Genomic DNA, 21,219 nt, shown 5'->3' on the forward strand with positions numbered 1-21,219 from the left:
TCTATGTTCGCGGCGATTTTCAGGTTACTGTTTTATCTTAGATAGGTTGTACAAGAGTTCTGCTCTTTCAGAGCATCACTTTATGTAGCAATCGCTTGCTGGGAAGAGAAACCGTTTACGAGCCAAGGTTTGTGGCAGCGAAATAAATTTAGCCGCTTTTATTCGTCGGCATTTCCTGGTGTCGTTGTCCAGTAAGCCAGGGAGAGGGCGCATGGACAGGATGTGCAAGGAATAATTATCATAATGATACCAAATTTTAGTAGGGTGATCAGCCTTAGTCTGATGTTTCTTTTTATGATAGAAGTTATCTGACACATTTAATCGAGTAAAATTCATGAAAAAGATCGTACTTGCATTATTTATCACTACAGTAAGCCTTTCAGTTCATGCCACTGATAACACGAAATCCTTGTCTGATGAGGTGTTATCATATCAAGCCGAACTAATTTGCAGTCCTAAATTCAGAGAAGAAGCCGCAAAACCAGACTTTAAGATTAAAAAAGGATTGATTAACGCAACTGATCCTACTCCTTTCAATGAAGACGTTCTGAAAGCTTATCAGGAAGTAGTGAAGGAACATCCGGGGATTGAGAAAATCGTAGTCGACCCTAAAAATGTTGACGCGTGTAAACCAAACGTCATTGAAAAATACCGTAAAAAACATCCGCTTTAAAAACGAACTGACCAGAGCTTAAGCCAGGCTAATTAAATTTAAATGGTATGGTGTGTATCTTTACGAGATGCTCGACAGGCTAACGTTTACAGGCCGTACCATATAACTTTTGGACGTACTTGAACTTTTATCATGATACGTCGATAAATTTACCGAAGTTAGCGATCCCCATTACATCGAAATGGCAGTGCCAAACTACAAATGACAATTGTTTTCATCCCCGCATTGATAGCTATCTTGGTTGCAAAAGAACGGGAATCTGGTCGTGCACTAACGCAGCAAGAAAAAGGAATGCTCCACTTTGGAGGGCAGGGCATTCAGCTGCAGTGGCAGATGAAGCGATAAATGCTGTCGTGGCTGTATACGACAAAATATACAGATCTGCTAAAAGTTCGGTAAAATTTGCTAATGCCCTGGCCCGTTTTGCGCCATTACCTGATGTTGTATTCTCTAATGTTAGCCCCGTTAATGCTATATATGCCTGTTCGCTTAATCCGCTTGCCATTTTTATCCGTAATAGTAGCGGTTAGGGTGCTGCAGCGAATGGAATGACTCTCATCAATAACCAGCCTAATGGCTTCTAAAGGATCTTCTACCTCAACAAGATCCACAGTCTTATCCAGACCGAATGGCACAAGGTGGAAGGCTGTTTTCCCCGATGATTTTCTGGTTATTTTCACGGGATACAGTACGTCTCCACTTTTATGAATAAATTCAAGGCGTTCAATGTAAATCATGGCGATTCTCCTGGTTTGTCTGCATGAATATACAAACCGAAGATAGGAGATACAATACAAATAAATAGGGAAATCTAAAATAGCCTAACATGACGTGTAATACATTGAATTATTTGCGTAATCTTATAAAGCGCATGCAAAAATCGAATCGTTTACTAGCCTTATTGCCAGCTGACGTGACCTGCGCCCTATGACTCAAGAAACCGTTATGTACGTATGCATTCCGAACACCTGCTATTCTCTCATTTCGGAATTCATGTGGCTCTCTTGTTTCTTTATAGGATCACGTCGATTAACTCCGGCCCCTGATTTTTCATATTATCCGCGGTGCGCGTCACGGCGTTCCAGATGAACTCGTCGGCGGGTACTGCTCCGTTGGCAGCAATCTCTTCAGCTTCTTTCCCGCCTATATCCTGCCGCATCCACTTGCGGGCAGCTTCTGATCGCAGAACCAGAGGACGACGGTCGTGAATGTCGACCAGGCCTTTTATCCGCTGCAGACATCACGATAAGAAATCCCTCTGATTCATCACCACGCTCAAATGGCGTGCTGCCGACCGCTGCCATGAATATCGGCTGGCCACCTGCCCGATGAATGAAATGGGGCTGCTTCTTGTCGCCTTCCTTTTTCCACTCAAACCAACCGTCTGCAAAGCAGATTGCCCGGCCATACTGCCACAGAGGTTTAAACATTCTGCTGGTGGCGACCGTTTCGACGCGCGCGTTTATCAATGGTGCTTTGTCCCACCAGCCTGGCGCGTAGGATCAGAGGACCGGGTCAAGATGCAGCTGCTCGTCGCGTTCGCTCAGCAGCAGAATTTTAGTACCGGGCGCGACGTTGTACCGGCCAATCGGCTCCGGGTCGTATGCGATGTCATGGTCGTCTTCGTCGGCAAGATATAGCAGGTATTCTTCACGGGGTTGGGCTTGTGCAAAACTTCCACACATAAAAAAACTCCAGTCAGTCAGAATGAAAGTAAAGGGCAGGGAGAAAAAGTCGCGCGCTGGTAAAGTCTTACAAACGGATCGGTGGCGAATATGCTCTTGAGGGGAGAGAAGGTAAAGCGACACGTTGCGAAACGGGAAGTAGCTACGCAAAATTGGAGGATGTTGGGCGGCGAAATGAGCTGCTGGGGGGAGTTTTTAGGGCGTTTGATTATCCTACATTCTCCGTTATCGTCTGATAACGAACCAAAATGTCATTTTTCTTTGATAACTTATTGAATGTTGAAGGGTCTACATACCATATTTATAAGTCATGAAAATTTATCAGAGGAAAAGCACCGTGGTCGTCACCGCGATAAACGCAATAAACAGCAGCACCATCACTGCTATCGCAAAGGTCGTGGAGTCCTGGACGTAGGTTTTTTCTTCCCCCTTCATTGGGCCGACAAGCATGATCCAGATGAAGATAAAGGTCACTGAGGCAATCACGACTGAAACGAAAAACAAACTTTCTCTCAATTCATAACCTCAACGAGAACCTTTCGGGCGCTGTGTGGGGACGTACTACGGTGAAAATATCTTGAAACGGAAGTGATTACACCAGACCAATAAATCACAAGAATTTATCAGTCTGGTCATCAATATGCGGAGTGTTACGCCACGTTACGGGCGTGCCCGGCAAGAACGGCCAGCGCTTCACCGTTTTCGATAGTGATATATTTACCCTTAACGGCCAGCATCCCGCTTTTCTGGAAACGACCCAGCAGACGGCTGATGGTTTCCACGGTCAGACCCAGGTAGTTGCCGATATCGCCACGCGTCATCGTCAGACGGAATTCACGCGGCGAGAAGCCACGCTCGGCGAAGCGGCGGGAGAGGTTGTAGATAAACGCGGCCAGGCGCTCTTCGGCATTCTTTTTAGAAAGCAGCAGGATCATGTCCTGATCGCCTTTGATCTCACCGCTCATCAGACGCATCATCTGCTGACGCAGGTTAGGCATCTTGCCGGACAAATCGTCCAGGGTTTCAAACGGAATTTCGCAAACCATCGAGGTTTCGAGTGCCTGAGCAAAGCTCGGGTGGTGGCCCGTACCGATGGCATCAAAGCCTACCAGGTCACCCGCCAGATGGAAGCCGGTGATCTGCTCATCGCCCTGTTCGGTGATGGTGTAGCTCTTGATGGTGCCAGAACGGATAGCATAGAGCGATTTCAGTTCGTCTCCCGCTTTAAACAGCGTCTGCCCTTTCTGAATAGGCTTCTTACGCTCGATGATATTATCAAGCTGATCGAGTTCATGCTCATTCAGGGTAAACGGGATACAGAGCTGGCTGATGCTGCAATCCTGGCAATGGATAGCACAACCGCCAGACTGAATGCGTCGTATAATTCGCTTTTCCGGGATCATAGGTTTGCTCAAGCCTTAATTGATATTGGTCAATTTTAACATCTTTTTGGTAAGTACGTAAGCCTGACAAACCCTCAATAAGGACAAGAGACGACAATGCGTCGCCATCTTCTTGAAATTCCACAGCTTGATTATGGATTTTTAGCCTAACCGGTAGAAAATTAAGCACAAAAAGCCTGGGAACTAGAGCAAGAGATACCCTTCGTGACGCAGCAACCACTCTTTTCGCTGCACGCCACCGGCATAGCCTGTCATGGTACCGTTGCGGCCAATGACGCGATGGCAGGGCACCACGATGCTGACCGGGTTAGAGCCGTTAGCGGCACCCACCGCGCGTGCAGCGCCTGCGCGACCTAACTGCTCCGCGAGCTGGCCGTAATGCATGACCTGTCCGCAGGGAATCGACCGCAGCGCCTGCCACACTTCGCGCTGAAAAGGCGTGCCAGCCGTGGCGGTCGGCAGAGTATCAATGATGCTGAGATCGCCTTCGAAGTACGCCGCAAGCTTGTCGCTCAGCCCACCCGGGTTGGTGGCGCTGATACGTTCATAACCCTGCAAGCGGTAATGAATATTGAGCAGCTCTTCCATGCGGTCGCTGTGCTCTTCCCACTCAACGGCGCGCAGGCAAAACTGCTCGTCCGCGATCACCCACAGCGGCCCAAGCGGCGTCGCAATCTTATCTTCGAGTAATCTCAGCATCCTCATTCCTTTAGTTCAGCCTCGGGTATATTCCCGGCCCAATCGGCAGGCCGACAAGATACCACGCCACCAGCATCACCAGCCATACCCCTAAAAAGATAAGCGGGTAGGGTAAAACCAGCGAATAGTAGGTACCCAGTTTGGCCTCGGGTTTATAGCGCTGGAGGAAGCCTAAAAACAGCGGAACAAACGGCGAGACCGGCGCCAGTGGAATCACCGAGGAGTCCGCGATACGGAACAGGATCTGGGCAAACGCCGGGTGAAAACCCAGCATCATAAACATCGGCACGAAGATCGGGGCCAGAATCGACCAGATGGCGGAGCCGCTGGCGATAAACATGCACAGCAGGGATGACAGCAGCGCCAGGCCGACAAACGCCGGTACGCCGCTTAGCCCGGCAGCCTCCAGCGCGTCGGTCAGGCCCACGGCCATAAACTTGCCCATGTTGCTCCAGTTAAACATCGCCACAAACTGGGCCAGCGGGAACACCATCACGATAAAGCCCGCCATCTCTTTCATCGGCTCGATCATCAGCTGCGGCAGATCGCCCTGACGGCGGATTTTGCCGGTGGCGATACCGTAGGCGAGCGAAACGACAAAGAAGAAGAGAATAATCAGCGGCACGATGCCCTGGATAAACGGCGAAGGCAGGACCGTATGTTTAACCGGATCGCGCAATATGCCGTTTTCCGGCACCACCATCAGCGCCACCAGCGCGATAAAAGCCAGCGAGACAATCCCCGCCACGCGCAGGCCAAAGCGCTGCGTTTCGCTCAGCGTCTCCAGCTTTTCATCACTGCGGCCTTCCCATTTGCCCAGGCGCGGCTCGACGATCTTATCGGTAATCAGCCCGCCGACAATCGTCAGGACAATGACCGAGCTTGCCATAAAGTACCAGTTGTCGATCACGCTGACGTGCATGGCCGCATCAATGGTTTTCGCCGCCTCCGTACTGATGCCCGAGAGCAGCACGTCGGTGGTGACGATCAGCAGATTGGCGGTGAATCCACAGCCCACGCCCGCAATTGCCGACAGCAGGCCCGCCACGGGGTGGCGCCCGACGGCGAGGAAGATCAGCGCCCCCATCGGCGGCATGATCACCAGCGCGGCGTCGGAGGAGATATGGCTAAAGAAGGCGATAAACAGCACCATGTAGCTGGCGTACCGCGCGCTGACGTGAGAAGCCATCTTTACCATCAATGCGGGCAGCAGGCCCACGCGTTCGGCCAGTCCGGCACCCAGCACCAGCGCCAGAATGGCGCCCAGCGGGGCGAAGCCGCTGAAGTTTTTAATCACGTTGGGTAAAAACCAGTGCAGCCCCTCAACGCTGAGCAGGTTTTTCACCGCCACCAGGCTGCCGTCGGCCGGACTGCGCACGCTGACGTCAAAGGCGGAGAGCACGGCAGTGGCGACCATCAAAATCACAATCAGATAGATAAACAGCAGGAAAGGGTGCGGCACTTTATTGCCGATCCTTTCAACCCAGCCATAGAGCTTACCGGATGGGGAATGCGAAGGTATGGATGACATACTCATGGGCGTTCCTCGGGAGTGTTGTTGTGTTGTGTTATGTTTTTTTATTTTAAAGGTGACGGTGTCACGCCCCGTGGGATCGGACACGCGTACGGTTTTTCTTGTATTTGCTGTTCAAACTCTTCACGGCATTTTTTCAGCAGCGATGCGTCCTGCAGCAGATTGAGCGCGGTTGCGCCCATCACTTTTCCGGCCAGCAGCATGCCTTTGTGGGCAATAGAGGTTCGCCCCTGAGACACCAGCTGCCAGGTGTGCAGCGGCGTGCCGACGGTAAAGCAGGGGCTGAAGCACTGGGCCACCGGCATTTTCCAGCTGACGTCGCCCACGTCGGTTGAACCCGCCAGCACGTTGTCGGTGACGGCGTAAGGCGCGACTTCATCTACCAGCAGCGTCGCCTGATGACGACGGGCAAAGGCTTTACCCGCGTCGCCACCCGTGGCGGCAATATTTTTCAGGCTGTTTTGCAGATCGTTGGGCGTCAGCGTGGCGCGGATCTCGCGGGCAAACTTTCGCTCTTCTTCGGTCCACTGCGGCGTGCCGTAGTGCTGCATGGCGCGATACATCGCCGCCTCGAGCGTGCGGTTCGGCAGGTAGCTTGAGCAGGCTTTATCAAAGCGACACTCGACGGTGGTTTCGGTCATCATCGCCGCGCCCTGGGCAATTTTCTCGATGCGTTCGTAGATCTGCTGCGCATCGGCCATCTCCGGGGCGCGGATCAGGTACAGCACTTCGGCCTGCGCCTGTACCACGTTGGGGGAAATCCCGCCGGTGTCGGTGATGGCGTAATGGACGCGCGCTTTCTCAATGATGTGTTCGTTGAGGAAGTTGGTGCCGGTGGTCATCAGCGTCACGGCGTCCAGAGCGCTGCGTCCCAAATGGGGGGAGTTGGCCGCGTGCGCCGCCACGCCGTGAAAACGCCAGGCGGCCTGAATATTCGCCAGCGTGCTGACGTTAAACATCCCGGCAAAGGCTTCCGGGTGCCAGGTGACGGCGGCATCGACGTCATCAAATAGCCCTTCGCGCACCATAAAGGTTTTCCCGGAGCCGCCTTCCTCGCCGGGACAGCCGTAAAAACGCACCGTTCCGCTGCCGCCGTGCTGCTCCAGCCAGCTTTTCACCGCCACCGCGCCCGCAAGTGCTGCGGTGCCTAAGAGGTTATGCCCGCAGCCGTGGCCGTTAGCCCCCGGCGTGGCGGTTTGCGCGGTCGCGCAGTGTGCCTGCTGGCTTAACCCGGCCAGCGCGTCGTACTCGCCCAGCAGGGCGATAACCGGTTTTCCGCTGCCGAAGCTGGCGATAAAGGCATTTGGAATACCGCCTGCCTCGCGGGTCAGCGTGAAGCCTTCTGCTTCCAGCTCGCTGGCCAGCCGTTCGGCGGACCAGAACTCTTCAAAGCGGGTTTCGGGACGATCCCAGATCGCGTCGGCAATATCGGCTAACGTCCGACATCGCGTGTCGATCGCATCGGCAATAAAAGCGTAGTTCTCCTGCATTACACACCTCGCGTCCACGGGAAATTAAGCGCAGTTCGCGCCAGCGTTTCGATGGCGACAGGCATCACCTGCTCATCGAAGTCGAATTTTTCGTTGTGATGCCCGGCGCTCAAATCCGTGCCAAACACCATATAGGACGCCATGCCGCCGTTCTGCTGCACGCGGGCCATCATCAGCGTGGCGTCTTCGGAACCCGCTGGCGCTTTCACCTTATTGATGGCGTGAACAACCCCGGAAACCCGGCTCGCCTGTTCGCGCAGATAATCAACCCAGGCCGGCGTCGGCGCGCTGGAGGTGGCAGCCCCCATCAGGCGCATCTCCGCGCTCACGCCGTAGAGCGCCGCCGCGCCGGTAATCACCGCCTTCGCGCGTTCAAAGACATACTGATTAATCGCTTCGCTTTCGCCGCGGGTTTCAACCTTAATCAGCGCATTCGCGGGGACCACGTTGCGCCCGCTGCCCGCCTGCATCACCCCGACGTTCACCCGGGATGCGCCGTCGCTGTGCGGGGCGATGCTGTGCAGGGCGAGGGCGGCCTGCGCGGCGGCGAGCAGGGCGTTACGACCGTCCTCCGGCTTACCGCCCGCGTGCGCGGCCACGCCGGTGAAGCTCACGTCGAACTTGGTGGTGGCCATAAAGTTATCGCTGCCGCAGATTACCGTCCCGGCAGGTACGCCGGTGCCAATGTGAATGGCCGTGAAATAGTCCACGTCATCCAGCGCCCCGGCAGCAACCATGGCGCGCGCGCCGCGCGTTCCTTCTTCGGCAGGCTGGAAGATCAGCTTGATGGTGCCGTTCAGCCGGGCTTCATTCTGCTTAAGCACCTGTGCCAGCCCCAGACCAATGGTGGTGTGGCCGTCGTGCGCGCAGGCGTGCATCATGCCCGGATTGCAGGAGGCAAACCCGTCGCGGAACGGGCGATGGCTGTCGTCAAGCGCTTCGCTTAAATCAAGGGCGTCCATGTCGACGCGAAACGCCAGGGTTGGGCCCGGGCGGCCAGTATTCAGGGTGGCGACAATGCCGGTAAACCCGCCTTCAAACGGCGCCAGCCATTTCTCAGGCGCGCCCTGCGCGCGCGCGCGGGCAAACTCTCGCGCCAGGGTTGTGTCATCGGGTAACCCCATCCGGCTTTCGGCATCGACCACGTCGCGGCCCATCGCCAGTGCGTAACCCAGCGAGTCCAGTATTTCCGCGACTTTCGCGGCGGTACGAAACTCTACCCAGCCGGATTCCGCAAAATGGTGAAAATCGCGACGCCACGCGCTCAGCTGCGGCGTTAACGTCTGGATGTACTGCGCCAGTGTGTCCATATCTGTTCCTGTCATCATTAAAATATGTGAACTGCTTCACGCTGTGATAGTTTTTACTTATCACTAACCGATTTTTCACAGTTTTAACCGTTCAGGAATTACCCTCGCACATCCCTTTCCATTAAAGTAGATGACAGTTTCTTTACTCTGATAAACAACGGTTATCGGTCGGGCTATGACATTCCAGATTAAATTTCATCAAATCCGGGCGTTTGTTGAGGTTGCGCGTCAGGGCAGCATTCGCGGTGCCAGCAGGACGCTGAATCTTTCGCAACCGGCGCTGACCAAATCCATCAAAGAGCTGGAGGAGGGCATGGCGGCGCAGCTTTTCGTGCGCAGGAGTAAGGGCGTCGCGTTGACCGAATGCGGTGAGGGCTTTTACCAGCGCGCCCGGTTGATTCTGGAAGAGCTGCGTGCCGCGCAGGATGACATCCGTCAGCGGCAGGGTGAGCTGGCCGGGCAGATCAACATCGGAATGGGGGCCAGCGTTTCGCGCACGCTTATGCCCGCCGTTATCACACGCTTCCATGCGCAGCATCCGCAGGTCAAGGTGCGGATAATGGAAGGGCAGCTGGTGTCGATGATCAATGAATTACGCCAGGGCGAGCTGGACTTCACCATTAACACCTATTATCAGGGACCTTACGACCAGGAATTTACGTTTGAAAAACTCTTCGAGAAGCCGTTTGCGGTATTTTGTCGCGAAGGGCATCCGGCAATGGGGGCAACGTCGATCAATGAACTTCTGCATTATAACTGGACAATGCCGACGCCGCGGGGAAGTTATTATAAGCAGTTAGAAGAGGTATTTAGCCATCGCTCGCAAATACCGCGAATTGGTGTGGTCTGCGAAACATTTTCTTCCTGTATTATCCTGGTCGCGCAAAGTGATTTTTTAAGCATATTGCCGCAGGAGTTAGGCTGTGACCCGCTTCTGGCGCACCGCCTGGTCATGCTGCCGGTTGTCGAATCGCTTCCCAAAGCAGCATATTATTTAATTCAACGCCGTGATTCACGTCAGACGCCCCTTGCCGAATCATTAATTACGCAATTCAGGAGAGAAGCGAGAAAAATAATCGTGGCGTGAAAGTGAGATAATAAAAAAACAGGATCTGCCCGACATCAGACAGATCCTCCAGTACACACAGCAGTGCGTCCTTTCGCCAATCCTGAGTATTATATCCATGAAGCAGGTATATTTAGGTATAACACCTTTTCCGCAAAATGGAAGGGTGTTGAGTGTTTGATTTTACGAAAATTTAACACAAATCACTTATTTCATTCTTGCTGAAATTTTAGTTAAGTCTGATTTAAATCCATTTTATAAATACTATATATATTCATCAGGTTAATATTTATGGCCCACGGCGGCCTGTAACGGTGATTGAGGCCTGTCTCTGGCGCAGGTATAGTACCGTCCTCAGTTGTAGCCGGAGGATATCCATGAACCCTGACGACAAATCCTTTTTTCTTGACGCCATGGAAGATGTCCAGCCGCTGAAGCGTGGCCCGGATATTCACTGGCAGCCCAGCCGCAATACGCGGACGCGCCAGGAGGTGGATAGCGAACAGCTGGATAACTTCCTTACGCTGGATTTTCTTGACCTACTTCCCCTGGAAGAGCCGCTGGCGTTCCAGCGCGAAGGGGTACAGCAGGGCGTTATTGATAAGCTGCACTCGGGTAAATATGCCCGCCAGGCCAGCTTAAACCTCCTGCGTCAGCCTGCCGAACGCTGCCGTCAGATGCTCTATTCTTTTATTCGCCAGGCCGGACGAGACGGGTTACGCAATCTGATTATCATTCACGGGAAAGGGCGCGAGCAAAACTCGCATCCCAATGTGGTGCGCAGCTATCTGGCGCGCTGGTTAACCGAATTTGAGGAAGTGCAGGCCTTCTGCGTGGCGCTGCCGCATCACGGCGGCAGCGGGGCATGCTACGTTTCACTGCGTAAATCCGATGAAGCAAAACAGGATAACTGGGAGCGGCACGCCAAGCGCAGCCGCTAGCGGGCGATATTCTCGCCCGCCTGAAACTCAGAAGGTTTCCCAGTTGCTGTCGGTGGAGGCGTTTGCGGTTGCCGGGCGCAACAGCTGAGGCGTTTTCACGCTGGCCGGGCGTGGGGCTACCGCTTTTTCTTTTCCGTTCAGACGAAACGCGGCCACCGCCTGGCGCAGCTGCTCGGACTGATCTTCCAGCGCCGCCGCCGCCGTGGCGGATTCCTGCACCAGCGCGGCGTTTTGCTGCGTCACGCTGTCCATCTGCGAAACGGCCAGGCTCACCTGCTCAATGCCGCGGCTCTGCTCGTCAGAGGCAGAGGAAATCTCGCCCATAATATCGGTCACGCGGGTGACGGCGGCGACAATTTCCTTCATGGTGGAGCCCGCCTCGCTGACCTGCTCAGAACCGGTATTCACCCGGCTGACGGAGTTCTCGATAAGCCCTTTGATCTCTTTCGCCGCCTGCGCGCTGCGGCTCGCCAGGGTACGGACTTCACCTGCAACGACCGCAAAACCACGGCCCTGTTCCCCGGCGCGTGCCGCTTCCACCGCGGCGTTTAGCGCCAGAATGTTGGTCTGGAACGCGATGCTGTCGATCACGCCGGTAATATGCGCAATTTGCTGCGAACTGTCGGCGATTTCGTTCATGGTGCGAACCACGTTATCCACGACGTGACCGCCGCGCGCGGCCGTTTCAGAGGCATTTTTCGCCAGCAGCGTGGCCTGACGGGCGTTATCGGAGTTCTGCTTAACCGTCGCGGTCAGCTCTTCCATGCTGGCAGCGGTCTCTTCGAGCGAGGCGGCCTGCTGTTCGGTGCGAGCGGAAAGATCGTTGCTCCCTGCGGCAATTTCACCTGCGCCGGTGTAGATGGAATCGGTACTTCCGCGTACGGCGCTGACGGTGGTTACCAGCGACTGCTGCATCTCATGCAGGCCGGCGGCCAGCTGGCCCATCTCATTGCGACCCGAAATCGCGATATCCTGCGTCAGGTCGCCCCCTGCAATGGCGCGAATATGGTTCATAATGGAGTGGAGTGGTTTTAACAGCAGGTGCTGTAACCCCTGCCAGATGACCACCAGAACCGCGATCACGGCCAGCAGAATTGCCGCCAGCGTCCACTGCATCTGCGTGAAGCTGCTCTGGTTCTCTTCGGTTGCCGCCTTCAGCAGGGTATTGTTTTCGGCGCGCCAGCGGTTATAGACCGCTTCCATCTCGTCCTGTGCCTGCTGGGCGTCCAGATCGCCATAGGCCTGATAGTTGTCGGCGCGCAGATACTCAATTGATAAACGCATGACTTCGTGCATCTGGTTCCAGGATTTCTGCATCTCGTCGGTCAATGCCGCCTCCTGGCCCTTAACCTGCGGCAGTTTCTGCCACTCTTTGTTATAGGCTTCGGCTTTTGCCAGCGAGTCGCCTGCGGTGCCCAGCAGTTTATTGATCGCCGCAAGGGAAGCCGGGTCACGCTGGTTTTTCAGGTAGCGGATCGCCACGCGGGTGACGGTGACGCGCGTTTTCACCAGCGTGTTCACGCTGTCGCTCAGGCTTTCCTGCTGGGCGTTGAGCACGCCGGAATTCTGGAAGTTATGGCGATCGTTGCTGACGGCAGAGTAGAACAACCCTCCCGTGACAACTTGCAGCAGACAGAATATGGTGAGGGCAAAGATAATTCCGGTAATCACGTGCAGATTTTTCAGCATAGCGGTCGTCCGTTAGAAAGGATGCAGAGGTACACCAATACTATCGTCGTATAGAATTTAAACTTTAATTTAACTCGCGCTTAACTAAGGGCTCCGGTGAGGAACCTGTTGTAAATCCGGATCATTTTTATGAGGAAGGTTAACATGATCAGCATTGATAAAAGCGGGACATACGCGCTCGGGACGCGGACGGTTAATCGGCTGGGCTACGGTGCGATGCAGCTCGCCGGGCCGGGCGTCTTTGGCCCACCGAAGGATAAGCAGGCCGCGCTGGACGTGCTGCGCGAAGCGGTGGCGGCGGGGGTGAACCATATTGATACCAGTGATTTTTATGGTCCTCATATCACCAACCAGCTGATCCGCGAGGCGCTTCATCCTTACCGGGACGATCTGACGATCGTCACCAAGATTGGCGCCCGTCGCAACGACAAAGGCGCCTGGCTGCCGGCCTTTTCCGCGCAGGAGCTGACGCAGGCGGTGCATGACAACCTGCGTAATCTGCAGCTGGACGTGCTGGACGTGGTGAATCTGCGGATCATGTTTAGCGCACACGGGCCTGCGGAAGGGTCGATTGCTGAACCGCTCTCCACACTGGCAGAATTACAGCAGCAGGGGCTGGTGCGGCATATTGGCCTGAGCAACGTCACGGCCACCCAGGTTGCAGAAGCGCAGAAGATGGTGCCGGTGGTGTGCGTGCAGAACATGTACAACATTGTGAACCGGGGTGACGACGCGCTGGTGGATCTGCTCGCGCAGCAGGGGATTGCGTATGTGCCGTTCTTCCCACTGGGAGGCTTTACGCCGCTGCAATCTTCCGGGCTGAAGGCTGTCGCGGATTCACTGGGCGTCACGGCAATGCAGGTTGCGCTGGCATGGCTGCTGCAGCGTTCTTCGAATATTCTGCTGATCCCGGGCACCTCTTCCGTGGCGCATCTGCGGCAAAACCTCGCGGCGGGGGAACTGCAGCTGCCGCCTGACGCGCTGGAAACATTGAATACGCTGATGGACTGATCGTCACACGCGCAAAGCCCGACATGCGCTTCCGGGCTTTGCGCGTTTTAAATCTTCTGACACTTCAACGCGTTTGGGTTCGCTTCCGGAAATGACCTTGATCCTTGTCCATAATCCGTAATACTGTATTTATATACAGTATTCGGCGAGAAAGGCATTATGGACACTCTCTTTTCTTATCAACCAAAACAAATCATTGAATTACCTTTATTTTTAGAACGTGTTGCCTGTGGGTTCCCCAGCCCGGCGCAGGATTATGTGGAGGATCGTCTCGATCTTAACCGGCTGGCAGTAAGGCACCCCAGTGCGACCTATTTTATTAAGGTGAGTGGAGACTCCATGATTGGCGCGGGGATCGGCGATGGCGATCTGCTGGTGGTTGACCGCTCGTTAAATGCCGAACACGGAGATATCGTCGTGGCGTCGGTCGCCGGTGAGTTTACGGTGAAGGAGCTACAGACGCGCCCGGTTCTGAGACTGTTGCCACATAATGTCTGCTATCAGCCGATTACCTTTCAGTCCGAAGAGGAGCTGCAGATCTTCGGCGTCGTCACCCACACGCTTAAAACGCATAAACATGTTCGCGCTGGTTGATGTGAACAGTTTCTATGCCTCCTGCGAGAAGGTATTCCGCCCCGATCTGGAGGGGAAGCCCATCGTGGTGGTTTCCAATAACGACGGCTGCATTATTTCACTGTCGCGGGAGGCAAAGCAGTTCGGCATAAAAATGGGGGAGCCGTATTTTAAATTCAAAGAAAAACTATATCCGTCAAAAGTTTACGTCTTTAGCTCGAATTATGCGCTGTATGCCGATCTCAGCAGTCGGGTAATGCAGACGCTGACCGATCTCGCCCCGGCAATAGAGATTTACTCCATTGATGAGGCGTTCGTGAACGTTTCAGGGGTCAGTCACTGCCTGTCGCTGGAAGCGTTTGGTCACCAGATGCGCTCGCAGGTCTTTAAAAATACGGGCTTAACCGTTGGCGTCGGTATTGCCCCGACCAAAACGCTGGCGAAGCTGGCCAACTATGCGGCGAAACGGTGGTCCGGCACCGGCGGCGTGGTCGATCTCTCAGGCCGCGAGCGGCAGCGTAAACTGCTGGAAAAGGTTCCGGTAGAGGAGGTGTGGGGGGTAGGCCGACGCATCACGAAAAAGCTCAACGCGATGGGGATCACCACGGCGCTGGAGCTGGCGGAGGCCTCCTCGTGGGTCATTCGCAAACATTTTAACGTGGTGCTGGAGCGTACGGCCCGCGAGCTTCGCGGTGAGCCCTGCCTTGACCTGGAGGAGTTCACCCCCACGAAGCAGCAAATTATCTGTAGCCGTTCGTTTGGACACCGTATTACGCAGTACGAGGAAATGCACCAGGCGATTTGCGCCTACGCGGAACGCGCCGCAGAGAAACTGCGCGGCGAGCATCAATACTGTCGTTTTATCAGCGTGTTTGTGCGCACCAGCCCGCATGCGGACAACGAAATTTATTACGGCAATCAGGCTTCGGTCACCCTGATGACGCCCACCAATGACTCGCGCGATATCATCCGCGCCGCCACGGAAGCGCTGGGGCGGATATGGCTCGACGGGTATCGCTATATGAAGGCCGGGGTCATGCTGGCGGACTTTTTCAGCAGCGGCGTCGCCCAGCTTAACCTGTTTGACGATAATCGCCTGCGCGCCAACAGCGCGGCGCTGATGGAAACGATCGACAGCCTGAATCATTCCGGCAAAGGGAAGATATGGTTTGCCGGGCAGGGTATTGAGAAACCGTGGGCGATGAAGCGGGAAATGTTGTCACCGGCCTATACAACGCGGTACGCCGATTTGCCGGTGGCGAGGTAGAGTATCGTTGCGTTATTTCTTTTGAATCAACCAGGTTGCCGCAGCCGCCAGCGCGCCGATCAGCGGCATTTCGCCCGCACCGGCCAGGAAGTTATGGCGATCGATCTCGTTATTTTTACGGATATCGGCAAGGCGGGTAAGCGCCTCTTTTTCATCCGCGGCGCCGATCTCCTCGAACTGTTTTTCGAACCCCTGGGCGATGAGCTGTGCAGCCGCATCGGTGTTTGCGCTTTCGATTGCTATGAGGTTTGGGCCTTTTTGGAAAAAACAGTACTCCGGCATAAGTGCTCCAGAAAAAGGGGATACGGTAAAAATACTCTATTCCTGGCGGTTGAAAAATGCACGTAATTTACGGGGGGAATCATCAGCATTTCTTTATTATTTCAGGCAGTAACTGCTCAATCACGCTGACGACCTTTCTGACGCGCTGCGGAATAAAGCGGGCATCAGGATAAACGGCATAGAGGAAGCGATCGGGTAACCGCCAGTCGGGCAGCACCGGTACCAGCGTGCCCACCTGCAGCGCTCTGGCCACGAGCGGTCGCTGCATGCCGCCGATACCCATGCCGGATTCCAGCGCCTGCAGCAGCGCGTCGCTGGTGTTGGCACGGAAAACGGTATTCACGTTGACCTCGACCGTTTCCTCGTCAGAAATCAGGCGCAGGGGGGCATCCAGCGGAATGCCGCTGAACCGCACGTGTGGGAGCGTCGCCAGCTCGCTGACGGCGTGTACCGCCTGAAAATCGGGAGCGGCAAACAGCGCCGCCTCAATACGCCCCAGCACGCGAGCCGCATGCGCCTGCGGAGGCTCGCTGCCCAGCCGTATCGCGATATCCACGCCCTCCGTCACCAGATCGGCAAGGCGGTCATCGAGAGAAATCATCAGCTGCAGTTCGGGATGCAGGCGCTGCAGCGCCAGCAGATGCGGTAAAAAGATCTGGCCCAGGCCGCTCGGTAACTGGACATGGACGCGTCCCTGAACGCTATGATCGGCAGGATGTAAACGCCTCTCCGCTTCCCCCATGGCGTCCAGCACAAGCTGCATATCACGCCGGTAACGTTCACCCTGTTCGGTCAGCTTCATCGTACGCGTCGTTCGGTGCAGCAATACCACACCAAGCGCTTCCTCAAGCGCCGCGATCTGTTGACTGACGGCGGACTGCTTAATCCCGGTCTGACGGGCGGCCGCTGAGAACGAGCCCGCTTCAGCGACGCGTAGAAAGGTAGAAATGGCGGTGAGCTTGTTATTCATTTAATGATTCTGCTTATAAGTGCCATCGATTTCAGGGAGTATTTGCAGAAAAAATAATATATCACACTGTGGCTGTCACCCTTTCCGGAGAAACACCATGAGTAAGAGGCAGCAACACAACGTCGCCCTGGTCGCGGGCGCCAGCGGCATTGTCGGCAGGCAGCTGGTCAACACGCTCCTGAACCATCAGTGGGAGGTGATTGGCCTTAGCCGTCATGCCGGGTCGCATCCTGACGGCATTCCGATGGTCAAGGTCGATTTACTGGATGAACAGGACAGCGCCCGGGCGCTGCGCTCCCTGAACGGTGTCACCCACATCTTTTACAGCGCCTGGGCGAACGCGGCGAACTGGACGGACATGGTTGAGCCGAACGTCACTATGCTGCGCAATCTGGTCAGCACCCTCGAAACAGCGGCACCTTTGCAGACGATAAGCCTGATGCAGGGGTACAAGGTCTACGGCGCGCATCTGGGGCCGTTTAAAACCCCGGCACGGGAAAGCGATCCCGGCGTGCCGGGGGCCGAGTTTAACGCCGCACAGCTCACGTGGCTAAGCCAGTTTCAGCGGGGAAAAGGCTGGCACTGGAATGCCATCAGGCCGGGCGTTGTGGGGAGCGCGGTCCCGGGCAATGCCATGAACCTTGCGCTGAGCATCGCCCTGTACGCCTCCCTGTGCAAGGCGTTGGGTTTACCGCTGCGTTTTCCCGGTTCAGAACAGGCCTGGCACAGCATTGTTGACCATACCGACGCCGGGCTGCTGGCCGAGGCCACGCTGTGGGCCGCCGCGTCACCTGCGGCACAGAATCAGGCCTTCAACGTAAACAATGGCGACATATGGCGCTGGAGCGAGCTGTGGCCGCGCATCGCACGCTGGTTTGAACTGGACTTTGCGCCGCCGGTGAGGCTGTCATTTCATCAGCTGTTTAACGACTATCGCGGCGTATGGCGCGAGCTTGCCGGAGAGCAGCTGGTGGAAGCGGATATTCTGCAGCTGAGCGACGGGCGGTTTGCCGATTTTGTCTTTAGCTGGGATTACGACATGTTCGGTGACGGGAGCAAGCTGCGCAGGGCGGGTTTTACGCAAATGCAGGCGACCGATGAGATGTTTTTCCGCCTGTTTGCGCAGCTGAGAGCCGCGCGGATTATTCCCTGAGAACACAGGGCGTCCTGATAACCGTCAGGACGCCTGGGGCTTACTCAACCGCTAACATATTGACGATCTCGGCCACGCTTTTCACGCTGTGGATGTTCCCAATCCCGGTGCCGAGCGCGATATAGCCTTCATCGGTGTTATCTTCCAGCATGCCCAGGCGCAGGCCCCGTAATCCTCCCATCGCCTTGCCCAGCGCTTCGTTGCTTGCGCCTGCTTTATCCATCGCCGCCAGTTTTTCCGCCAGCTTGCCGGGTAGAGAGCGGTAGTAATGGGGCACGGTCCGGAAAAGCAGCAGGTCCAGGCCGTTGGCGGCAACAATTTTCTCTTTGACTCCCTGCGGCACGCGACTTTCTTCGCTGCTGATAAAGACCGAACCGGCAAACACGCCTTCAGCGCCTAACGCATGCGCCGCTCTGGCGGTGCGATTATCGGTAATGCCGCCCGCGGCCATCACCGGGATATGCTTCACGGCATCGGCAATCAGCGGCACGATGGAAAAGGTGCCAAGCACCGTTGCGGGCAATGTTCCGCCCTCGTCAAAACCGGTGGCGACAATAATGTCTGCCCCCATTTCTTCTGCGAGACGGGTGTTTTCCGGCGTTGGGTTGATGTCGCGGTAGACAATGGCGATACCTGCCTCTTTTAACTCATTGAACAGCGAGGGAATAATGCTGCCTTCCCCATAGCCCGTATACACCACGACCCTGACGCCTTCCTCTTTTACCACCTTAAGAATAGGCCCTGTCCAGACGTCATTAACGGCGGTAGGGATCAGGTTCACACCAAACGGTTTTTCGGTCAGCCGTTTGGTTTTTCGTATTTCTTCACGCATTTTTTCGGCGGTCTCTTCCGGCGTGGAAACCGCGGTATCGGCGGTTAACCCAGCGTTGGGCCCCAGCACGCCGAGCCCTCCGGCATTGCTGACCGCAGCGACCAGGCGGGCGTCAGTAAGCCAGGATAATGGTCCCTGAATAACAGGTTTTTCGATACCCAGGATCTGACAAATACGGTTATTTTTCATAGCAGACTCTCCCTTACGTTTGAATGGGGAAGAGTGTAGGGCGCACTATTGTTAGGAAAAACAGCCAAAAATATTCATCACTGTTATAAAATTAATAACAATCTCCTTATCCTGCTCGCGGCAAAAACATCCCTTATGCAAATAAACCTCTTTGAATCTATTCGGATTTTTATTGAAATTGTCGACTCGGGGAGCCTTACCCAGGCGGCGGAGAATCTGCAGGTCCATCGCCCGGCGGTCACCAAAGCGCTGCAGCTTCTGGAACAACACAGTGGCACGCGGCTCCTGCAGCGCACCACGCGTCGGATTAGCCTGACGCCGGATGGGGAAGCTTTTATCGCCGGAGTAAACCCCTGCTGGCGCAGGCGGACGAATTACTGGAGTCGTTTGGTACGGATCGGGCAATACATGGCCAGCTTAGAGTCGATATGCCGGTCTCGTTTGCAACGCTGCGGGTGATACCCAATCTGCCTGACTTTTATCGTCAGCATCCCGGGATCGACATCATTCTGAGCAGCTCTGACCGCCGTCGGGATATGCTGCGGGATGGACTGGACTGCGTGCTGCGGGTGGGAGAGCTGGAGGACGGCGATTATATTGCGCGTAAAATCGGGAACATAAAAATCACGACCTGCGCCAGCCCGGCCTGGCTGGCAAAACACGGTGTGCCAGAAACGCCGGATGATTTACGCAAGCATCAGGCCATCAACTGGATTAACACCAGCAGCAGACACATTCATCCGTGGACGTTTACCACGCCAGAAGGCGTCGCGGAGATTACCCTGGCCGGTAAGCTTGTCGTGGATAACTCCGAGGCCTACATCGCGGCAGGCCTGGCCGGGCTGGGGTTAATGCAGGGGATGAATCTTTTTCTCCAGCCTTATATAGACCGCGGCCTGCTTGTTGAGGTCTTGCCAGCCTATCGCTCGCCGGACCGCAAGCTGTCACTGCTCTATCCCCACCGTCACCTCTCCCGCAAGGTGCGGATCTTTACCGAGTGGCTGGAGAGTCTTGTGTGAAAACTGCCAGCTCGTGACACAGCGCACCAATTTGTTCCACGGCGTTCAGCAGGCGGGGCGTGGGTTCGTTTGCGCAGTTCAGCCGCAGAAAGTGCGTTAATTCGGCGGCAGGGGAAAACAGGGGGCCAGGGCTGACGCCTATACCCAGCGCCAGCGCGCGACGATGCACCTCCAGCGCGTTGACCTGCGGAGGAAGTTCGACCCACAGCAGGAAACCGGCAGCGGGCACGTTAACGTGTGTACCGGGTGGAAAGCTCGCCTTGACCTGTGCCACAACGGCGCGAACGCCCTCTGCGATCCGCCGCTTCAGCCGCCGCAGGTGACGATCGTAGTCGCCGCTCGCCAGGACGTCGCTCGTCGCCGCTTCCAGCAGCGGCGCACCGGCCCAGTCTCCGGCCATGCGGGCCTGCAAGACCTGCGGGGAGTAGCGTCCGGCGGCAATCCAGCCGATTCGCCACCCCGGCGCAAGCGTTTTAGACAGGGAGCTGCAGTAGATCACATTTCCGCTCTGGTCGAATGCCTTGCAGGCCGGAGGGCGTTGCCCCTCGCCGACCAGGTCACCGTAAACGTCGTCCTCAATCAGAGGAATACCGGCTTCTTCAAGCAGAGCAACCAGTTCCTGCTTGCGCGCGACGGGCATGCTGGCACCCAACGGGTTTTGCACGGTGGGCGAGGCCAGAACGGCCGCGGGGCGGTGGCAGCGGATGGCGTCCGCCAGCGGTTCCAGCAGCAGGCCTTCTGCAGGGTCGGTGGGGACCGCTAAGGCCTTCAGGCCTAAATCCTCCAGCAGCAGGAGCGTACCAAAGTAGGCGGGCTGCTCAATCGCCACCACATCTCCCGGCTGGCATACGGCCCGAAGGGCCAGGCGGAGCGCCTGCGTCGCGCCTGCGGTAATAATGAGATCGTCCGCACTGAAACGGGCTCCCCACTGCGCAGAGCGCGCGGCAATTTTACTTCGCAAATCCCGCCTTCCCGGAGGCAGGCTGTAGCTCTGTCCATGTGCGTCCAGACGACGGCCCGCAGAGTGTAACGCCCGCTGCAGCGCATCTCCCGGCAGCCACGTGGGATCGGGCAGGGCGGCGCCCAGCGGGATCAGCCGGGCTTCTGCACTGCTGAACAGCGACCGGGCCACGGCGGACATCGTGACGGGGACCGGGCCGGGTGAGGAACGCGCGGGCTCCACGCGCGGAGGGAGGCTGGTCTGGCGGATGTAATAGCCTGAACGCGGACGCGCAACGATCAGCCCTTCAGCCTCAAGGCAGCGAAGGGCCTCCAGCGCCGTCGGGAGGCTAACGCGCTCGCGTTCGGCCAGTTTGCGCGCGGAGATCATCCTGTCACCGGCGCGCAGCGCGCCGGACGTAATGGTAAGACGCAGCATATCCGCAATACGGCGATAGTGAGGAGAGGAGTGGTACGGCGCAGACATGGATAAC

19 protein-coding genes and 2 pseudogenes are annotated in these 21,219 nt (G+C 56.0%); 8 read left to right on the top strand and 13 right to left on the bottom strand.

The features are described from left to right. The first annotated feature begins 334 nt into the window (after positions 1 to 334). The gene (locus F0319_RS09585; protein WP_111965692.1) at positions 335 to 673 is read left to right on the top strand and encodes a hypothetical protein; all 339 of its coding nucleotides are present in this window, start codon (positions 335 to 337) and stop codon (positions 671 to 673) included. Positions 674 to 1,104: 431 nt separating this feature from the next. Here F0319_RS09585 and F0319_RS09590 read toward each other — a convergent pair whose 3' ends face one another. From F0319_RS09590 to F0319_RS09625, 8 genes and pseudogenes are all read right to left on the bottom strand, one after another. Next, on the bottom strand, positions 1,105 to 1,410 hold the full coding sequence (locus F0319_RS09590) for a transposase (protein WP_149366767.1): 306 nt from the start codon (positions 1,408 to 1,410) through the stop codon (positions 1,105 to 1,107). Between the two features lie 275 nt (positions 1,411 to 1,685). Beyond that, positions 1,686 to 2,358 (bottom strand): annotated as a pseudogene (locus tag F0319_RS09595) (SOS response-associated peptidase). A gap of 321 nt (positions 2,359 to 2,679) precedes the next feature. Then, complete coding sequence (locus F0319_RS09600) at positions 2,680 to 2,862, bottom strand: hypothetical protein (protein ID WP_014883604.1); 183 nt, start codon at positions 2,860 to 2,862, stop codon at positions 2,680 to 2,682. Positions 2,863 to 3,008: 146 nt separating this feature from the next. After that, entirely contained in the window at positions 3,009 to 3,761 is a 753-nt protein-coding gene (fnr, locus tag F0319_RS09605) for a fumarate/nitrate reduction transcriptional regulator Fnr (RefSeq protein WP_006174991.1), read from the bottom strand. 183 nt (positions 3,762 to 3,944) lie between these two features. Then, positions 3,945 to 4,460, bottom strand: a complete 516-nt coding sequence (gene ogt, locus F0319_RS09610) for a methylated-DNA--[protein]-cysteine S-methyltransferase (protein ID WP_115874888.1) — start codon at positions 4,458 to 4,460, stop codon at positions 3,945 to 3,947. Positions 4,461 to 4,470: 10 nt separating this feature from the next. After that, on the bottom strand, positions 4,471 to 5,997 hold the full coding sequence (gene abgT / locus F0319_RS09615; RefSeq protein ID WP_111965695.1) for a p-aminobenzoyl-glutamate transporter: 1,527 nt from the start codon (positions 5,995 to 5,997) through the stop codon (positions 4,471 to 4,473). 41 nt (positions 5,998 to 6,038) lie between these two features. Beyond that, entirely contained in the window at positions 6,039 to 7,484 is a 1,446-nt protein-coding gene (locus F0319_RS09620) for a M20 family metallopeptidase (RefSeq protein ID WP_149366768.1), read from the bottom strand. After that, the gene (locus F0319_RS09625; RefSeq protein WP_149366769.1) at positions 7,484 to 8,794 is read right to left on the bottom strand and encodes a M20 family metallo-hydrolase; all 1,311 of its coding nucleotides are present in this window, start codon (positions 8,792 to 8,794) and stop codon (positions 7,484 to 7,486) included. The genes F0319_RS09620 and F0319_RS09625 overlap by 1 nt, the downstream gene beginning before the upstream one ends. A gap of 175 nt (positions 8,795 to 8,969) precedes the next feature. Between F0319_RS09625 and F0319_RS09630 the strand changes: the two genes are divergently transcribed. Both F0319_RS09630 and smrA read left to right on the top strand, forming a co-directional pair. Continuing rightward, the gene (locus F0319_RS09630; protein WP_149366770.1) at positions 8,970 to 9,881 is read left to right on the top strand and encodes a LysR family transcriptional regulator; all 912 of its coding nucleotides are present in this window, start codon (positions 8,970 to 8,972) and stop codon (positions 9,879 to 9,881) included. 356 nt (positions 9,882 to 10,237) lie between these two features. After that, positions 10,238 to 10,801, top strand: a complete 564-nt coding sequence (gene smrA, locus F0319_RS09635) for a DNA endonuclease SmrA (RefSeq protein WP_111965699.1) — start codon at positions 10,238 to 10,240, stop codon at positions 10,799 to 10,801. Between the two features lie 27 nt (positions 10,802 to 10,828). Here the strand turns inward: smrA and tcp are convergent, their stop codons facing one another. Beyond that, positions 10,829 to 12,490: a methyl-accepting chemotaxis citrate transducer gene (tcp, locus tag F0319_RS09640; protein ID WP_149366771.1), complete on the bottom strand. Its 1,662-nt coding sequence runs from the start codon at positions 12,488 to 12,490 to the stop codon at positions 10,829 to 10,831. 144 nt (positions 12,491 to 12,634) lie between these two features. Between tcp and F0319_RS09645 the strand changes: the two genes are divergently transcribed. From F0319_RS09645 to umuC, 3 genes are all read left to right on the top strand, one after another. Further along, the gene (locus F0319_RS09645) at positions 12,635 to 13,501 is read left to right on the top strand and encodes an aldo/keto reductase family oxidoreductase (RefSeq protein WP_149366772.1); all 867 of its coding nucleotides are present in this window, start codon (positions 12,635 to 12,637) and stop codon (positions 13,499 to 13,501) included. 159 nt (positions 13,502 to 13,660) lie between these two features. Further along, positions 13,661 to 14,095 (top strand): translesion error-prone DNA polymerase V autoproteolytic subunit, encoded by a 435-nt coding sequence (gene umuD, locus F0319_RS09650; protein WP_115874894.1) that lies wholly within the window; start codon positions 13,661 to 13,663, stop codon positions 14,093 to 14,095. Next, positions 14,079 to 15,341: a translesion error-prone DNA polymerase V subunit UmuC gene (gene umuC, locus F0319_RS09655; protein WP_149366773.1), complete on the top strand. Its 1,263-nt coding sequence runs from the start codon at positions 14,079 to 14,081 to the stop codon at positions 15,339 to 15,341. The genes umuD and umuC overlap by 17 nt, the downstream gene beginning before the upstream one ends. A 12-nt stretch (positions 15,342 to 15,353) precedes the next feature. Here umuC and F0319_RS09660 read toward each other — a convergent pair whose 3' ends face one another. Both F0319_RS09660 and F0319_RS09665 read right to left on the bottom strand, forming a co-directional pair. Beyond that, positions 15,354 to 15,623, bottom strand: coding sequence for a hypothetical protein (locus F0319_RS09660; protein ID WP_149366774.1), 270 nt, complete (start codon positions 15,621 to 15,623; stop codon positions 15,354 to 15,356). Between the two features lie 82 nt (positions 15,624 to 15,705). Then, entirely contained in the window at positions 15,706 to 16,593 is an 888-nt protein-coding gene (locus F0319_RS09665; protein WP_133294275.1) for a LysR family transcriptional regulator, read from the bottom strand. A gap of 97 nt (positions 16,594 to 16,690) precedes the next feature. On the opposite strand from F0319_RS09665, the gene F0319_RS09670 reads away from it, so the two are divergent. Then, positions 16,691 to 17,746, top strand: coding sequence for an SDR family oxidoreductase (locus F0319_RS09670; protein ID WP_149366775.1), 1,056 nt, complete (start codon positions 16,691 to 16,693; stop codon positions 17,744 to 17,746). A 40-nt stretch (positions 17,747 to 17,786) separates the two neighbouring features. On the opposite strand, the gene F0319_RS09675 is transcribed toward F0319_RS09670, so the two are convergent. After that, positions 17,787 to 18,767, bottom strand: coding sequence for an NAD(P)H-dependent flavin oxidoreductase (locus F0319_RS09675; protein WP_149366776.1), 981 nt, complete (start codon positions 18,765 to 18,767; stop codon positions 17,787 to 17,789). Between the two features lie 135 nt (positions 18,768 to 18,902). On the opposite strand from F0319_RS09675, the pseudogene F0319_RS09680 reads away from it, so the two are divergent. After that, positions 18,903 to 19,786 (top strand): annotated as a pseudogene (locus F0319_RS09680) (LysR family transcriptional regulator). Here F0319_RS09680 and F0319_RS09685 read toward each other — a convergent pair. Then, complete coding sequence (locus F0319_RS09685; RefSeq protein WP_149366777.1) at positions 19,758 to 21,212, bottom strand: aminotransferase-like domain-containing protein; 1,455 nt, start codon at positions 21,210 to 21,212, stop codon at positions 19,758 to 19,760. The pseudogene F0319_RS09680 and the gene F0319_RS09685 sit on opposite strands and share 29 nt — an antisense overlap. Positions 21,213 to 21,219: the final 7 nt, after the last annotated feature.

The sequence above is a fragment of the Enterobacter vonholyi genome (genome assembly GCF_008364555.1).
Lineage (GTDB): Bacteria > Pseudomonadota > Gammaproteobacteria > Enterobacterales > Enterobacteriaceae > Enterobacter > Enterobacter vonholyi.

Excerpts from the sequence above, each read along its gene's own strand:
- F0319_RS09585 (WP_111965692.1), top strand. The coding sequence starts at position 335 with ATGAAAAAGATCGTACTTGCATTATTTATCACTACAGTAAGCCTTTCA.
- F0319_RS09590 (WP_149366767.1), bottom strand. The coding sequence starts at position 1,410 with ATGATTTACATTGAACGCCTTGAATTTATTCATAAAAGTGGAGACGTA.
- fnr (WP_006174991.1), bottom strand. The coding sequence starts at position 3,761 with ATGATCCCGGAAAAGCGAATTATACGACGCATTCAGTCTGGCGGTTGT.
- ogt (WP_115874888.1), bottom strand. The coding sequence starts at position 4,460 with ATGCTGAGATTACTCGAAGATAAGATTGCGACGCCGCTTGGGCCGCTG.
- abgT (WP_111965695.1), bottom strand. The coding sequence starts at position 5,997 with ATGAGTATGTCATCCATACCTTCGCATTCCCCATCCGGTAAGCTCTAT.
- F0319_RS09620 (WP_149366768.1), bottom strand. The coding sequence starts at position 7,484 with ATGCAGGAGAACTACGCTTTTATTGCCGATGCGATCGACACGCGATGT.
- F0319_RS09625 (WP_149366769.1), bottom strand. The coding sequence starts at position 8,794 with ATGGACACACTGGCGCAGTACATCCAGACGTTAACGCCGCAGCTGAGC.
- F0319_RS09630 (WP_149366770.1), top strand. The coding sequence starts at position 8,970 with ATGACATTCCAGATTAAATTTCATCAAATCCGGGCGTTTGTTGAGGTT.
- smrA (WP_111965699.1), top strand. The coding sequence starts at position 10,238 with ATGAACCCTGACGACAAATCCTTTTTTCTTGACGCCATGGAAGATGTC.
- tcp (WP_149366771.1), bottom strand. The coding sequence starts at position 12,490 with ATGCTGAAAAATCTGCACGTGATTACCGGAATTATCTTTGCCCTCACC.
- F0319_RS09645 (WP_149366772.1), top strand. The coding sequence starts at position 12,635 with ATGATCAGCATTGATAAAAGCGGGACATACGCGCTCGGGACGCGGACG.
- umuD (WP_115874894.1), top strand. The coding sequence starts at position 13,661 with ATGGACACTCTCTTTTCTTATCAACCAAAACAAATCATTGAATTACCT.
- umuC (WP_149366773.1), top strand. The coding sequence starts at position 14,079 with ATGTTCGCGCTGGTTGATGTGAACAGTTTCTATGCCTCCTGCGAGAAG.
- F0319_RS09660 (WP_149366774.1), bottom strand. The coding sequence starts at position 15,623 with ATGCCGGAGTACTGTTTTTTCCAAAAAGGCCCAAACCTCATAGCAATC.
- F0319_RS09665 (WP_133294275.1), bottom strand. The coding sequence starts at position 16,593 with ATGAATAACAAGCTCACCGCCATTTCTACCTTTCTACGCGTCGCTGAA.
- F0319_RS09670 (WP_149366775.1), top strand. The coding sequence starts at position 16,691 with ATGAGTAAGAGGCAGCAACACAACGTCGCCCTGGTCGCGGGCGCCAGC.
- F0319_RS09675 (WP_149366776.1), bottom strand. The coding sequence starts at position 18,767 with ATGAAAAATAACCGTATTTGTCAGATCCTGGGTATCGAAAAACCTGTT.
- F0319_RS09685 (WP_149366777.1), bottom strand. The coding sequence starts at position 21,212 with ATGTCTGCGCCGTACCACTCCTCTCCTCACTATCGCCGTATTGCGGAT.